The sequence below is a fragment of the Streptomyces venezuelae genome, from assembly GCF_008642315.1.
Lineage (GTDB): Bacteria > Actinomycetota > Actinomycetes > Streptomycetales > Streptomycetaceae > Streptomyces > Streptomyces venezuelae_D.
Genome location: NZ_CP029192.1, coordinates 8,103,657 through 8,118,130, shown reverse-complemented (window position 1 = coordinate 8,118,130; position 14,474 = coordinate 8,103,657). Strand labels below are relative to the sequence as shown.

Genomic DNA, 14,474 nt, shown 5'->3' with positions numbered 1-14,474 from the left:
GGCCTCATGGCGGAAGCGGTCAAAAGCTGGCGTGCCCGGTCAGTGCGGATCAAGCTGACATTCGCCCCTTCACGGCACCGTTCCCCACCCGTACGTCCCGAGAAAGCACCACCACACATGTACTCCACTTGTCTGCCCGGCGCCCTTCCGGCGCGTCCTACGTGTGTGGTGAAGGGACGGTCCGCGCCGTGCGCCATGTAATGCGCAAGGCGGGTGGCTGGCTCCTGATGATCGTCGTCGCGACCAACGCGACGTACTTCCTGGCCAGTTGGTTCCTCGACCCGCGTTCGAACTACAAAGAGCTGCGGCCCGCCCGCAGCGAGGCGCAGATCTCCAACGCCCTCGCCCCGTACAACCTCGACCCCGGCGTGCCGTTGGTGCAGCGGTGGTGGGACTGGCTCACCTCGGTGACCCTCCACTTCGACTGGGGCCGGTCCCCCACCGGCGTCTCCGTCAACGACGAAGTGGGCCACCGCGCCCTCGTCAGCGCGGAGTTGGTCGTCATCGCGACCGTTCTGTCCGTCGTGATCGGTGTCGCCCTCGCCGTCTACACCGCCACGCGCCAGTACGGCCCGGCCGACCGCCTCTCGCAGGCGATGTCCATCGCGCTGTTCAACGTCCCGACACCCGTCGCGGCGCTCGCCGTGGTCTTCGTCGCCATCTGGCTCAACCAGCACGCCGGGTTCCACTTCCTCTACGTCGCAGGGGAGAACTCACCCGACGTGGCGGGGCTGCTCCCGACGATCGGTGACCGCCTCCTCCACCTGATCCTGCCGACCCTGACGCTGACGCTCATGGGGTACGTGGGTTACCACCTGACACAGCGGTCCCTGCTGCTCGACACGATCAACTCCGACTTCGTGCGCACGGCCCAGGCCACCGGTCTGACCCGGAGCCAGGCAGTCCGCAGGCACGCGCTGCGCGCCGCGCTGATACCCACGGCGGCCTCCGTGGCGTTCAGCGTGCCCGCCGTCTTCACCGGCGCCGTCATCACCGAAACGATCTTCGGCTGGAACGGCATGGGCCGCTACTTCATCCAGACCATCGGCAAGAACGACGTGCACGGCACGGTCGCGACGGCCGCGTTCGCCGCGGTGCTCACCGCCATCGGCGCGATCCTCGCGGACATCGCCACGGTCTTCCTCGATCCGAGAGTGCGGGTGAGCTGACATGGCGACAGCAACCGACGCCGTCCACCCGCGGACCGACACGGCCCGGCCCCGTCGTGAGCTCGGCCGCGGCCGGCTCTACCTGCGTCGATTCCTGCGCAACCGGCTCGCCGTCGCAGGCGTCGTGATCTTCGCGCTGCTCGTGCTGTTCAGTGTGTTCGGCGGCCTGTTCACGTCCTACACCCACACCGACGCCGACTTCGCCGCCCTCACCCGACCGCCCGACGGCGTGCATTGGTTCGGCACCAACCAGGGTGGCAACGACATCTACGCCAGTGCGGTGCACGGGCTGCGGCGGTCGCTGGTGATCGCCGTGAGCGTCTCCGTCCTGACGATCCTCGTCGCCGCGGTGATCGGCGCGAGCGCCGCGTACTTCGGCGGCCGGGTGGAGCGGCTGACGCTCGCCGTCATCCACTTCCTGCTGATCGTCCCCTCGTTCCTGATCCTCGCGCTGGTGTCCAACCGCCTCGCCGGAGACTGGCGCGCCCTGATCCTCGTCCTGACCCTGTTCGGCTGGATGTCCACGGCCCGGGTCATCTGGTCCGTCTCGACGTCGCTGCGCGAGCGGGACTACGTGACGGCCGCGGAGTTCATGGGCGTACGCCCCCTGCGCATCATCCTGCGCCACATCATCCCCAACCTCGGCTCCCTGCTCATCGTCAATCTGACGCTCGGCGTCGTCGCGACCGTGCTCAGCGAGACCGCGCTCTCGTTCCTCGGGTTCGGCGTCCAGACCCCGGACGTCTCCCTCGGCACGATGCTCGCCGACGGGGCGGCCACCATCACCAGCGCACCCTGGCTCTTCGCCTTTCCAGCGGGCCTCGTCGTGCTGCTCACCGTGTCGATGACCTTCATCGGCGACGGGCTGCGCGACGCCCTCGACCCCACCTCTGTGACCGGCGCGGCGGGAGGCCGACGATGACACTCACCACCCCGGTGCGCGACGAGGTCTCCCCCGTCGCCACCTCCCCCGTGCTCTCCGTACGGGACCTGCGGATCTCCTTCCCCTCCGAGGCCGGGCCCGTCGAAGCGGTGCGCGGCGTCAGCTTCGATCTGCTGCCGGGCCGGACGCTCGGCATCGTCGGCGAGTCCGGCTCGGGCAAGTCGGCCACCGCGATGGGAATCATGGGGCTGCTGCCGCCCGCCGCCGACGTGCGCGGCCGGGTACGGCTCGGCGACCAGGACCTGACCGGCCTCGACGACCGGGCGCTGTCGCGGATACGCGGCAGATCCATCGGCATGGTCTTCCAGGACCCGCTGTCCGCCCTCACCCCCATCTTCTCCGTGGGCCGCCTGCTCTCGGACGCGCTGCGCGTCCACCAGGACCTGTCGAAGAAGGCGGCCTGGGAGCAGGCCGTCGAACTGCTCGACCTCGTCGGCATCCCCGACGCACGGGGCCGCGCCGCGTCCTTCCCGCACCAGTTCTCCGGCGGCATGCGCCAGCGCGTGGTCATCGCCATGGCCATCGCCAACCGGCCACGGGTGCTGGTGGCCGACGAACCCACGACCGCGCTCGACGTCACCGTGCAGGCGCAGATCCTCGACGTACTCCGCCTCGCGCAGCGGGAGACCGGTGCCGGGCTCGTCCTGATCACCCACGATCTGGGGGTCGTGGCGGGCCACGCCGACGACGTCGCCGTCATGTACGCGGGGCGCATCGTGGAGAAGGCGGACGTGCACGCGCTGTTCCGGCGGCCCACGATGCCGTACACCGCACGGCTCCTGGCTGCGGTGCCGACGGTGGACGGCGGGGTCCGCCGCCCCCTCGTCCCGATCAGCGGCGAGCCGCCCGCCCTGTCGGCCCTGCTCGGCGGCTGCCCCTTCGCGAGCCGGTGCGCCGTCGCGCTCGACGCGTGCCGCGCCGACGAGCCGGAGCTGCGCCACGTCACGGGGCACGGCGATGTGGCGTGCCTGCGGGCCGCCGAGATCGCGGACGGCACGCTGGATCCGGCCGGGGACATCGTGCCCGTCGCCGAGGAGGCGGCCTCCGAGCCCGCCGCTCGTGGTGATGTGGTGCTGCGCGTCGAGGACCTCGTCAAGACGTTCCCCGTCACCAAGGGCGCGTTCGTCAAGCGCAGGGTCGGCACGCTGCACGCGGTCAACGGCATCGGCTTCGAGCTGCGTGCCGGGGAGACGCTCGGTCTGGTGGGCGAGTCGGGCAGCGGCAAGACGACGACGCTGATGGAGATCCTGCGGCTGAGACGACCCGAGGGCGGGCGGATCGAGATCGCGGGAAGCGAGGTCGGGGCGTCGGTGGGCACGGATGCCGCCGCCACGTCCGACGGGCACGGGCGTACCTTGCGGCACGACGTGCAGATCGTCATGCAGGACCCGATGGGCGCCCTGGATCCGCGCCTCACCGTCCACCAGCTGCTCGCCGAACCCCTGCGGGCCGTCGGTCGCGACCGCGACGCCATCCGCTCCCGCGTCCACGAACTGCTGACGCTGGTCGGTCTCGATCCCTCGATGAGCGACCGCTTCCCGGCCGCGCTCTCGGGCGGCCAGCGCCAGCGCGTCGGCATCGCCCGCGCCCTGGCCACGGACCCGAAACTGCTCGCCCTCGACGAACCGCTCTCCGCCCTGGACGTGTCGGTGCAGGCCGGGGTGATCAACCTGCTCGGCCGGCTCAAGCGTGAGCTGGGGCTCGCCTACCTCATGGTCGCCCACGATCTCGCCGTGGTCCGCTACATCTGCGACCGCGTCGCGGTGATGTACCTGGGGCACATCGTCGAGTCCGGCGACACGGAGAGGCTCTTCTCCGACCCGAGGCACCCGTACACGCGGGCGCTCCTGTCGGCGATCCCGATCCCCGACCCCGCGCGCGAACGCACCCGCGAGCGGATCGTCCTGAACGGCGAGCAGCCGGGCGCCACGGACCTGCCGCGCGGCTGCGTGTTCGTGGACCGGTGCCCCTTGTACCGGTCCGCCGACGACGACGTACGGGAGCGCTGCCGCACGGAGCGTCCCGCGACCAGGCCGGTGCCCGGGCAGCGGACCCACACGTACGCCTGCCACGCCGCGTAGCCCCCGCCGCCACCCCATCTCTCACTCCACTACAACGCAAGGACGCTTTCCCATGCGCGCAAGACTGGCCCTGCCCGTCGCCCTCGTAGCAGCCATCTCCGTCACCGCCACGGCATGCCAGTCGTCGTCCGGTGACGGTGCGGGCTCCGGCTCGAAGAGCACCTCGTCCGCCGCCTCGGGTGCCGCCGACTACAACCCGAAGGCGTACGGCAAGCTCAAGGACGGCGGAACCTATACGACGGCGGGCACGTTCGACGAGCAGGGCAACCCGTTCCACGTCAATGGCACGCTCACGGCGTCCCGGGTATGGGCCTGGTACAACGCGAACGCGATCACCTTCTCCCCGACCGGCGAAGTGCAGTACAACCCGGACTACTTCAGCGACGTGAAGGTGTCCGTCGAGGACGGCGACCAGAAGGTCGTCCTGACGATCAACAAGAAGGCCGTCTTCAACGACGGGACACCGATCGACTGGACCGCGATCAAGGCCACTTGGAAAGCCAACAACGGCTCCGACAAGGCCTACGCGGCCGGGACGACGGAGGGCTACGACCAGATCACCGATGTCGCGCGGGGCAAGGACGACAAGCAGGCCGTGATCACTTTCAAGGGCGTCTTCCCCTCGTGGCCGAGCCTGTTCACCACGTTCCTCCACCCGAAGGCGGCGAAGGCCGACAACTTCGACAAGGCGTACGTGAAGAAGGCGCGTCCCGAGTGGGGCACGGGCCCGTACACGGTCGGCAAGTGGGACACCCACTCGGGCAACATCACGTTCGTCCGCAACGCGAAGTGGTGGGGCAGGAAGGGCAAACTGGACAAGCGTGTCTACGTGAACCTCGAATCGACCGCGGCGGTCAACGCGTTCAAGAACGGCCAGCTCGACTACGTATCCGCCGTCGACGCCGAGAGCCTGAAGCAGGTGAAGGGACTCAAGGGCACCGAGATCCGCAGCGGCGGCAGCCCGTTCCAGTACTCGCTCTACTTCAACACCAAGTCCTCGGTCCTCGGCGACAAGGCGGTGCGCAAGGCGATCCAGGAGAGCGTGGACCGCAGCCAGATCGCGAAGATCCAGTTCCAGGGCCTGGACTACGAGGAGCCGCTGCCCGGCTCGGCGCTGCTCTACAGCTTCCAGAAGGGGTACGAGGACAACGTCTCGGCCGTCCTGAAGTACGGGCCCGACCGGGCGAAGAAGGAACTCGACGCGGCGGGCTGGAAGCCCGGGAGCGACGGGATCCGCGAGAAGGGCGGCAAGGAGCTCGAGGTCGGCTACACGCTCATGGGCGACGACCCGCTGGGCAAGGCGACGGCCGGCGCGCTCGCCGCGATGCTGAAGCAGTCCGGCATCCGCCTCACCATCAAGAAGGCCGACCAGGCGGACTTCTCCAGCATCCTCAGCGAGCGGAAGTTCGACCTGTTCCTCTCGGGCAACCGCTCCATGGACCCCTTCGGGGCCCGCTACCTCTGCGAGTCGTACTGCTCGGACCGTGAATCCAACCTCACGGGTGCCGGGTCCCCCGAGCTGGACAAGGAGATCCGCGCCACGAGCGACATCGCCGATCCGGACAAGCAGGCAGCGGCGGCGAACAAGGTCGAACGAAAGGCCCTCCAGGAGTACGCCCGGCTCCCCCTCTACAGTGGCCCGTCGACGTACAGCGTCAAGAAGGGGCTGGCCAACGTGGGCGCGACCATCTTCCACAATCCGCTGCCGGAGACAGTGGGTTGGGAGAAGTAGTCCGCCGGTGGCCGAGGCGAACGCTCACCGTCCCGGCTGCGTTCCCGGGTACAGGTCGATCCTGATTTCGTCGTCGTCTTCCACCACGTAGGTGGCGTCCGTGTCGTGACGCCAGCCCAGCGGGAGCAGGTAGTAGCGCCGCTCGCGTTCGACCAGCAGGCGCAGGCCGCTGTAGCGGTAGCGGAAGTGGGTGTCCTTGCCCAGGTCCTCCACCTTCAGTCCGGGGCCGTTCATGCTCAGCGTGTCGGTGCTGAGCACCACCACCGACACGCGGCGCACGAGCTGACCGGCGTCCCGGTGGGCGTCCTGTCGGCCCAGCTCGCCTGCCGCGAGAGCGACGACCCACATGAGGAACAGGCTCGCGGCGATCACGGCCACCGCCCGGTGCCCCGGCCTGTGCCGATGGCCCGGGGCGGTGGTCGCTGCGTCGGACTGCCCCAGCAGGAGCCCGACCGCCACGAGCAGCGGCGCCGCCCACCGGAAGGACCACGGGTGGCCGTAGCGCCACGCGAGCATCAGCAGCAAGCCCGCCGCCACGAACGCGAGATGGGCCCGCGCCACGGCACGGGCCGCCCGGGCCACGGCCCTGACGGTGCGGTCCGGCACGCCGAGCGAGGGCAGCAGCTGGGGCAGCACCGGAAGCACGCCCACCAGACTCAGTGTCATGAGGACGGGGAAGGTGGCGAGCCGAAGGCTGCGCAGCGCCATCTCGATCGGGTCGAAGCCGACGGCGAACACGTCGAGACGGAAGTAGCCGTAGTAGGCGCGGCTGTGCACGAATCCCGTGTAGAGCATCAGCCCGACGATGAACGAGCCCGCGCCGAAGAGGGAGTTGGCGATCTCGGAGGCCTTGCCGCTCGTCCCGGCGTCCGGTCGCGCGCCTGTCGTCGCCCGTGGTGCGGCCCGGCGGGCGGTGCGACGCCGTCTGCGGCGTCGGTCGCGGGACGGAGGCGCGGGTGAACGCGCGTGAGGAGGCGCGGGCCCGGGCGGGGGCGGGGCCTGAGGGACGCCGTCCGGCGTGTCCGGGGCGTTCATCGGGCATCAGGACGCGCTGGGTCCGAGGCTGGAGGGGTCCGGGGAGGGGGAGCAGGTCGAGGCGGGGGTGGGCATGTCCTCGCACGGCGTCTCGTCGGGCACGTCCGTGAGTTCGGGCGACGGCTCCGGCGTCTGCCCGGTGTCGGTCGGCGGCGATCCCACGGGCCTGATGTCGTCGCCGCCCTCGCCGCCCTCGCCATCGGGCTGTCCGGCCGTCGCCGTCAGGCCGTCGGTCGAGTCGTCAGGCACTCCCCCGCCCGGCGCGGACACCGAGGACGGCTCCTGGGGATCGGGCGCGGGGACGTCTCCTCCGCCGCCACAGCCTGCTGTGCCGAGAGCCAGCACGGCCGCGGCGACCACGGCCCCTTTCCCGGCCCTCACCTGCGACTGGGTGCGCATGGTTCCTCCCCCCGCCGACGTCGTGTGCACGTCGCTGTGCTGGAGGATCCCACCGGTGGCTGACGTTGCCTAGGGTTGCGGCCCGGTGCGCGGCCCCGCGGGGTTCTCCGTCCAGGACGGTGTCCAGATTCCGTCGCGGGGACGGCCGGGGTAGGCCGAGGTCAGATGGTCGCGGAGGACGGTCAGGGCCGGGTGGGGGTTGTCCGGGCGCCAGACCAGGGCGTGGGGGTAGACCGGGGTCGGGTCGGTGAGGGGGATGCGGCGCAGGTCGTGGCCCGCGGGCCAGACCAGGGGGGTCTGTTCGCTGACGAAGGTGCTTAGTGTCGTGGAGTCGGCGATGGTGTCGAGCAGGTGCTCGATGCCGAAGTCCGGGCCGACGGCGTCGACGGTGAAGCCGAAGGCGGCGGCGAGTTCGTCGTAGTAGGCGGTCCACTCGGTGCCGGGCGTGTTGCCGGGCATCCAGATCCGGTGGCCCGCGAGTTGGTCGGGCCGGATCGCGGGGGCGTCGGCGAACTCGTGGTCCGGGCCCGTGAACAGGTGCAGCGGTTCGTCGAGGACGGGGGCGGCCTCGACGCCTGGCGGGAGTCGCAGGACCGGCGTCGTGACGGCGCGGAACGTAGCGTCGATGACTCCGTCGCGTACCGCGGACAGCGCCGAGGCGGAGTCGAACAGCGTCACGACGTCCAGCTCGGTGTCGGGGTGGGCCCGGTGGAAGCCGCGCAGCAGGCCGGCGAGGGAGAGCCGGCGGCCGATCACGTCGACGCGGAGCGCGCGGTGTCCCGGCCGCACGGACGCCATGGCGCGCTCCGCGGCGTCGAGGAAGGCTCGGGCGTGGGGCAGGAAGGCCTGCCCGTCGATGGTCGGCTTCGCTCCGCGGGCGTCACGTGTGAACAGCTGGACGCCGAGTTCCCTCTCCAGCGCGGCCACCCGCTTCGACACCGCCTGCGGGGTGACCCCCAGGTCGATCGCGGCCTCCTGGAACTGCTCGGCCTCCACGACGGCGACATAGGTGCGCACAGCGGTGACGTCCATGCCGCCCAGCCTAGGCGGACAACCGAACGTTGTTCTCGCCCGCACCGATCGTTGCTTGATGGAGGTGGGGGGCGGTCTGTTCCATGTCTCGGGCCAACCTTTGGTTGGCCGCGCATCGCTTCGGCGGGCCTTCGCGCCCCGCCCTCGTTGGGAGTCCTCATGCCTGATCAGAACCGTCTCTACATCCACACCGCCGAGTGGGCCCGTGTGGCCGAGCGCATCGAGTACGTCACCGGCCTCACCTCACGGCTCAACGTCCTGCCCTTTGACGACAAGGCCGGGCGTGCGGCGCTGCTGTCCGACATCATCGGCAGGCCGCTGCCCGCTTCCGTCACCGTCTATCCGCCCTTCTACACGGATCACGGCCTCCGCATCGAGTTCGGCGAGAACGTCTTCGTCAATCAGAACTGCACCTTCTACGACCAGGGCGGCATTCGGCTCGGCGACGGGGTGCTCATCGGCCCCAAGACCAACCTCATCTCCTCCGACCACCCTGTCCGGGCGTCCGAGCGGCCCGAGTTCATCACGCGGGCGCCCATCACCATCGGATCCGGCGCCTGGCTCGGTGCCGGGGTGACGGTTCTGCCCGGTGTGACCATCGGTGCCGGTGCCGTGGTCGGCGCCGGTGCCGTGGTCACCAAGGACGTTCCCCCGCACACCCTCGTGACCGGGCCCGCGGCGTTCGAGCGCAAGACCTGGGACGACTGAGCCCGGGGCGACTGAGGCCTGGCACGACTGAGGACGACTGCGCGGGCGGACACACCCCGGAGCTGGCTCACACCGGAGCGGGCAGGTTCAGCCGGGCCAGCTTCGCGGGGTCGTTCACGATCCTGATGTTCGTGATCCGGCCGTCGGCGACCGTGAACGCGAGCAGCGAGAGGGGGGCGCCGTCCTCGCTCCAGGACACGTATCCGGGGAGGCCGTTGACGCGTACCGCACGCCCTTGTGCCGCCGCGGAGGCGGACAGCCGCGCACCCGTCGCGACCTTCGTGGCGCCGAGGACGACGACCGGGCCGGACGGAGTGTCGACGGTCAGTCGCACCTCGGGGTCGAGGACGCGCAGCAGGCCTTCGAAGTCGCCGTCGCGGGCCGCCGCCAGGAAGGCCTGGACCACCTCCCGCCGTTCGCGTCCGGTACCGGCCGGGCGCTCGGCGCCCTGCACCTTCCTGCGCGCGCGGCTGGCCAGCATCTTGGCGGCGGCGGTGGACTTGCCGAGGATCCGGCCGATCTCGCCGAACGGCACCGCGAACAGGTCGTGCAGCACGAACGCGAGCCGCTCGTCGGGTCCCAGCGAGTCCAGGACGACGAGCAGCGCGAGTCCGACCGAGTCGGCGAGCACCGCGTCGTCCTCCGGAACCGGTCCGTCGTCGGCCGTCACGACGAGCTCGGGCAGCAGTCCGTCGTCGTACGGCGCCTCAGGGCGCGCCTGGCGGGAGCGCAGGACGTCGAGACTGATCCGTCCGACCACCGTGGTCAGCCAGGCCGCGAGGTTGCGGATGCCCGCCGTGTCCTGCCGCGAGAGCCGCAACCAGGTCTCCTGGACGGCGTCTTCGGCGTCGGCGTGCGATCCGAGCATGCGATGGGCGATCGCGCGCAGCCGGTCTCGCTCGGCTTCGAACGCCTCGGCCATCGGGTCCGTCGCGCTGGTGTCGGACATGTCGTTACCTTCCTCGGGACTGCTCCGTCATGGGGATGACGGGCCCGGAGGGGCACAGGTAACCGATGAAGGAGCAGCACCGATGGAAGCACGCCTGAAGGCCGCGGCGAACCCCGACGTGACCACCGCGATCCAGCACCTCTACAAGGCGATTCACTCCGGGGGCGTCGATCAGCGCCTGCTGGGCCTCGTCCATCTGCGCGTCAGTCAGATCAACGGATGCAGTCCGTGCGTGCACGCCTCGGTCACGGGGGCGCGGAAGGCGGGCGAGAGCGACGAGCGGCTGGACCACGTGGTCGCGTGGCGCGAGACGCCGTTCTACTCCGAGGAGGAGCGCGCCGCCCTCGCCCTCGCCGAGGCCGCCACCCGGATCCAGGACGGCGCGCCGGGCGTGACCGACGAGATCTGGGAGGCCGCCGCCGGGCACTTCAACGACGAGCAGCTGGGCTCGATCGTCCTGGAGGCGTCGCTGACCAACCTCTTCAACCGGATCAACCGAGCGGTGCGGGAACAGGCCGGCAAGACCTGGTGAGTTGAGGCGTGGCGACGAGCAGCGCCGGTGGTGTGAGGGGCCTCTCACCACCGGCGCTGCTCGCTTTCGTACTGCGGCACATGTGCCTACGCCGCCCGGTAGGCCCGCAAGAACGTCCGTACCCCTTCGACCACCAGTGGCCTGACCCGTGTGTCCTCCGTGGCGTTCGCGGAACCGAGCCTGTCGAGTGCGACGCCGAAGGTCAGCGCGATGAACTGGTCCGCCGCGAGGCGGGGGTCGGGGACGTGCAGCAGGCCGGCCCCGGCGAGCGCGGCGAACCGCTCGGCGAGTGCCTCGTCGGGGGTGTCGGCCATGGAGTTGTAGCCCCGGTGCGGCAGGTGGCCGGACTCCGCGCGGACCAGGCGCTGAAGCGTCGCGTACTCCGCCGAGCCGAGCATGTCCGTGGAGATCCGCATCGAGAACGTGACCAGCGCGTCTTCGAGGTCGGCGGATCCGGTGAGGCCGTCGACGTCGGTGAGGGTCTCGTCCAGGGTGCGGCGGATCGTGGTGATCATCGACTCGCCGATCGCGTCCACGACGGCCTGGAGCAGCGTCTGCTTGTCGCCGAAGTAGTCGTAGACCGTCCGCTTGGACACCTCGGCGCGGGCGGCGACCGCGTCGACGCTGGAGCGGTCGAAGCCGTCCGCGAGGAACAGTTCGCGGGCCGCCGAGAGGATCGCGGCCCGCTTCTGGGCGGACCCAGCGCGCAGTGTCTTCGTGGTCGGCGTCTTGGTCGTCGGCATGGCTCCATCCTAGCCGCCCCACTGGCTACACTGCACGGTGTAGTGTAGTGCTGGTGCACCTCCCACTCGTTCGGCAAGGAACAGAAAGGACGTCCATGACCGCGACAACAACGCTCGCTCCCCCGGCCCGCATCGGGAAAGCCGCCGTCGGGGCCCTCGGCATGCTGGCCGTCGCCACCGGTGCCCTGGAGTCGGTGGTGACACCGACGCTCCCTCTCCTGCAACGCGAACTCGGCATGAGCCGCGCCGAAGGGGCGTTACTCAGCGTCGTGCTGCTCATCACCGGCGCGCTCGTGACCCCGGTCGCGGGCAGGTTCGGCGATCGCTACGGCGGAAAGCGGGTCCTCATACGGCTGATGGCGGTGGTCGCCACCGGCGGCCTCGTCTCCTCGCTCGCGCCGAGCCTGCCCGTACTGCTGCTCGGCCAGGTGCTGCAGGGAGCGATGGTGGGCGCGCTGCCGCTGTCGTTCATCCTGGTGCGCGACCACCTCCCCGCCGGGGAGTCGAAGGTGGCCATCGGCGTGGTCAGCGGGCTCTTCGTGGCGGGCGGGATGGCGGGCACGCTGTCGGCGGGACCCGTGGCGGAAGGACTGTCCCGGCACTGGATGTTCGCGCTGCCGACGATCGCGGTCGCGGTCGCCACGGTGCTGGTGAACATGCTGATGCCGCGGGACACGCCGCGCCGTTCGGACGCGTCGGGGGTCGACTGGCCCGGGCTCCTCCTGCTGAGCGGGACGCTGGTCACGCTCATGCTCGTCCTCGCGCTCGCGCCCGATCTCGGCGCGCAGCCCCTCGTCCTGTGCGCCCTCGTCCTGCTGCTCGCCGGCTTCGTGACCGCATGGGTCGCCGTCGAGCGTCGGGCCGACTCGCCGATGGTCGATCCGCGCATGCTGGCGCGTCCCTCGGTCTGGAAGTCGTGCGTGCTGACGTTCGTGATCTGCGCGGGCACCTCGGTGCCGGTCTATCTCCTCCCGCAGCTGTTCGAGGTCTCCTCCGACGCGTACGGCTTCGGGGCGAGCGCCACGGAGATCGGCTTCTATCTGCTGCCCGGCGCCGTGGCCGCTTCGGTGGCCGGGCCGATCAGCGGAATGGCGGCGCGCCGCCACGGCTCGCGCGCCGTGGTCACCGCCGGGATCCTCATCATGGTCGCCGCCCTGGTCGGCCTCGCGGCCGTGCACGGCGAGATCTGGCACCTCGTCCTCGGCAAGGTCCTGGTCGCGTTCGCCAACGGCCTGTGCGTCACGGCGATGGTGACCAGGACCGCCACCTCCGTCGACCAGGGCGACACCGGCATCGCCACGAGCCTGGTCCTGGTGACCCGCGTGCTCGGCTTCGCCGTGGGCGTGCAGGTCAGCGGCGCGATCCTCACCGCGGGCACCCCCGCGGGTGCGGACGAACCGGCCGAGTCCGCTTTCGTCATCGGTTTCGCCCTGGCCGCCGTCGTCACCGCGCTGTCCCTGCTCGTCACCCGCACCATGCACAAAGGAGTCAAGGAATGAGCCACACCCGAAACCGCTCCCGCGTCCTGATCTCCGGCGCCAGCATCGCGGGGCCCGCCCTCGCGTACTGGCTGAACCGCCACGGATACGCGGTCACCGTGGTCGAGAAGGCCAGTGCGCTGCGCGGCGGCGGCTACCCCATCGACATCCGCGGCACCGCTGTGGACGTCGTCCGCGACATGGGCCTCCTGCCGCAACTTCGCGACGCCCACATCGATGTGCGCCGGCTGACCTTCCTCGACGGCGACGGCACCCCGGTCGCCTCGGTCGATCCGCACCGTCTCACCGGCGGCGTCGCCGGGCAGGACCTGGAAGTGCGGCGCGGGGATCTCACCGAGGCCCTCTACACGGCGGTCCGTGACGACGTGGAGTTCCTGTTCGACGATCGCATCGACTCGCTCGACCAGTCGGACCAAGGAGTCGACGTCACGTTCCGCAAGGGCGGCAGCCGTGCGTTCGACATGGTGTTCGGCGCGGACGGCGTGCACTCGCGCACCCGCGAGTTCCTGTTCGGGCCCGAGGAACGGTTCCACCGCTACCTGGGCCACTGCTTCGCCGGCTTCACCCTGCGCAACACCTTCGGGCTCCGCGACGAGGTCACGATGTGGAACACCCCGGGCAGAACCGCCGCGCTCTATGCCGCCGGGGACGACGGCCACGTGCACGCCCTGCTCGCCTTCGCCCATCCGGAGCCGCCGCTCCACGCGTTCCGGAACCCGCGGGCCCAACGCGACCTGGTGGCCGATGTGTTCGCCGACGCGGGGTGGGAGGTCCCCGGTATGCTCGCGGCCCTGCGCGACACGGACGACCTGTTCTTCGACGTGGTCAGCCAGATCCGCATGCCCCGCTGGTCCAGCGGCCGGGTCGCGCTGGTGGGCGACGCCGCGTACGCGCCCTCGTTCCTGACCGGGCAGGGGTCGAGCCTCGCGCTCATCGGCGCGTACTCGCTCGCCGGTTCCCTGGCGGGCGGGGACCACGCCGCCGGCTTCGCCGCGTACGAGGACGGCGCACGCCCGTTGGTGACGGCCACTCAGGACCAGGTCGGCGACGGTGACGTCACGCTCTTCCCGACCACCGCCCCCGCCCTGGAGCGGCGCAACGCGATGCTGCGGAAACTCGCGCTCTCCGTGTAGGCAGAATTCGCTTTTCCGCCAGGGATTTTCGGTGGCATAGCCAGGTGGGCATACCCGTACTTCCCGTGGAATACCGATGCGGAATTCCATAGACTCGATGTCCGACCCTCACGGAAATACCGACTCCTGGGCAGGTGTACCTTGCTGGTTCGCTCGGTTGAAGATGTCGTCGGCAGCGAATGTGACGTGGACTGGGGCAACGGAACGAGCCGGAGGCTGCTCGTTCAGGCCGATGAATTGGGTTTCAGCCTGACCGAGACGTATGTACAGCCCGGGAGTGAGTCGTATCTGCGGTACGACAACCACCAAGAGGTCTGCTACTGCGTGTCCGGCTCCGGTTCCGTGGAGACGGCGGACGGGCTGTTCGACATCAAGCCGGGGATGCTGTACGCCCCGGGCATGGGCGAACCGCACATACTCCGCTCGGAAGACGGCATGACTCTGATGTGCGTCTTCTCCCCGGCCCTGAACGGACCGGAGAAGCACCTGCTCACGCCCGGTGTGCATTCCAGCTACTAG

The 14,474-nt window shown here is 70.3% G+C and carries 14 protein-coding genes; 9 read left to right on the top strand and 5 right to left on the bottom strand.

The features are described 5' to 3' along the window. Window positions 1–200 precede the first annotated feature (200 nt). Genes DEJ48_RS35865 through DEJ48_RS35850 form a run of 4 tightly spaced genes read left to right on the top strand, consistent with a single transcriptional unit; the run spans window position 201 to window position 5,925 of the window. Window positions 201–1,169 carry an ABC transporter permease gene (locus DEJ48_RS35865; RefSeq protein ID WP_150221601.1) on the top strand — a complete coding sequence of 323 codons (969 nt, stop codon included), beginning with the start codon at window positions 201–203 and terminating at the stop codon, window positions 1,167–1,169. Window position 1,170: 1 nt separating this feature from the next. Next, window positions 1,171–2,091, top strand: coding sequence for an ABC transporter permease (locus DEJ48_RS35860; RefSeq protein WP_150220280.1), 921 nt, complete (start codon window positions 1,171–1,173; stop codon window positions 2,089–2,091). Beyond that, a complete protein-coding gene (locus tag DEJ48_RS35855) occupies window positions 2,088–4,193 on the top strand; it encodes an ABC transporter ATP-binding protein (protein WP_150220279.1) in 2,106 nt (701 codons plus the stop codon). The genes DEJ48_RS35860 and DEJ48_RS35855 overlap by 4 nt, the downstream gene beginning before the upstream one ends. 52 nt (window positions 4,194–4,245) lie before the next feature. After that, on the top strand, window positions 4,246–5,925 hold the full coding sequence (locus DEJ48_RS35850; RefSeq protein ID WP_190537795.1) for an ABC transporter family substrate-binding protein: 1,680 nt from the start codon (window positions 4,246–4,248) through the stop codon (window positions 5,923–5,925). A 24-nt stretch (window positions 5,926–5,949) separates the two neighbouring features. Here DEJ48_RS35850 and DEJ48_RS35845 read toward each other — a convergent pair whose 3' ends face one another. The 3 genes from DEJ48_RS35845 to DEJ48_RS35835 all read right to left on the bottom strand — a co-directional run bounded on the left by DEJ48_RS35845 (window position 5,950) and on the right by DEJ48_RS35835 (window position 8,391). Continuing rightward, on the bottom strand, window positions 5,950–6,960 hold the full coding sequence (locus tag DEJ48_RS35845; RefSeq protein ID WP_223832315.1) for a hypothetical protein: 1,011 nt from the start codon (window positions 6,958–6,960) through the stop codon (window positions 5,950–5,952). Window positions 6,961–6,966: 6 nt separating this feature from the next. After that, window positions 6,967–7,359 carry a hypothetical protein gene (locus DEJ48_RS35840; protein ID WP_150220278.1) on the bottom strand — a complete coding sequence of 131 codons (393 nt, stop codon included), beginning with the start codon at window positions 7,357–7,359 and terminating at the stop codon, window positions 6,967–6,969. Between the two features lie 69 nt (window positions 7,360–7,428). Continuing rightward, window positions 7,429–8,391: a LysR family transcriptional regulator gene (locus tag DEJ48_RS35835; protein ID WP_150220277.1), complete on the bottom strand. Its 963-nt coding sequence runs from the start codon at window positions 8,389–8,391 to the stop codon at window positions 7,429–7,431. Between the two features lie 159 nt (window positions 8,392–8,550). Here DEJ48_RS35835 and DEJ48_RS35830 point away from each other — a divergent pair, with 159 nt between their 5' ends. Beyond that, window positions 8,551–9,099 (top strand): DapH/DapD/GlmU-related protein, encoded by a 549-nt coding sequence (locus DEJ48_RS35830; RefSeq protein ID WP_150220276.1) that lies wholly within the window; start codon window positions 8,551–8,553, stop codon window positions 9,097–9,099. A gap of 67 nt (window positions 9,100–9,166) precedes the next feature. On the opposite strand, the gene DEJ48_RS35825 is transcribed toward DEJ48_RS35830, so the two are convergent. Continuing rightward, the gene (locus DEJ48_RS35825; protein WP_150220275.1) at window positions 9,167–10,048 is read right to left on the bottom strand and encodes a sigma-70 family RNA polymerase sigma factor; all 882 of its coding nucleotides are present in this window, start codon (window positions 10,046–10,048) and stop codon (window positions 9,167–9,169) included. Between the two features lie 82 nt (window positions 10,049–10,130). Here DEJ48_RS35825 and DEJ48_RS35820 point away from each other — a divergent pair, with 82 nt between their 5' ends. Further along, window positions 10,131–10,580: a carboxymuconolactone decarboxylase family protein gene (locus DEJ48_RS35820; RefSeq protein ID WP_150220274.1), complete on the top strand. Its 450-nt coding sequence runs from the start codon at window positions 10,131–10,133 to the stop codon at window positions 10,578–10,580. 86 nt (window positions 10,581–10,666) lie between these two features. Here the strand turns inward: DEJ48_RS35820 and DEJ48_RS35815 are convergent, their stop codons facing one another. Further along, window positions 10,667–11,323, bottom strand: a complete 657-nt coding sequence (locus DEJ48_RS35815) for a TetR/AcrR family transcriptional regulator (RefSeq protein ID WP_150220273.1) — start codon at window positions 11,321–11,323, stop codon at window positions 10,667–10,669. Window positions 11,324–11,418: 95 nt separating this feature from the next. Between DEJ48_RS35815 and DEJ48_RS35810 the strand changes: the two genes are divergently transcribed. The 3 genes from DEJ48_RS35810 (at window position 11,419) to DEJ48_RS35800 (ending at window position 14,474) form a co-directional block, all read left to right on the top strand. Next, complete coding sequence (locus DEJ48_RS35810) at window positions 11,419–12,822, top strand: MFS transporter (RefSeq protein ID WP_150220272.1); 1,404 nt, start codon at window positions 11,419–11,421, stop codon at window positions 12,820–12,822. Further along, window positions 12,819–13,955, top strand: coding sequence for an FAD-dependent monooxygenase (locus tag DEJ48_RS35805; protein ID WP_150220271.1), 1,137 nt, complete (start codon window positions 12,819–12,821; stop codon window positions 13,953–13,955). Before DEJ48_RS35810 ends, DEJ48_RS35805 begins: the two co-directional genes overlap by 4 nt. 141 nt (window positions 13,956–14,096) lie before the next feature. Continuing rightward, a complete protein-coding gene (locus DEJ48_RS35800; RefSeq protein ID WP_150220270.1) occupies window positions 14,097–14,474 on the top strand; it encodes an ectoine synthase in 378 nt (125 codons plus the stop codon).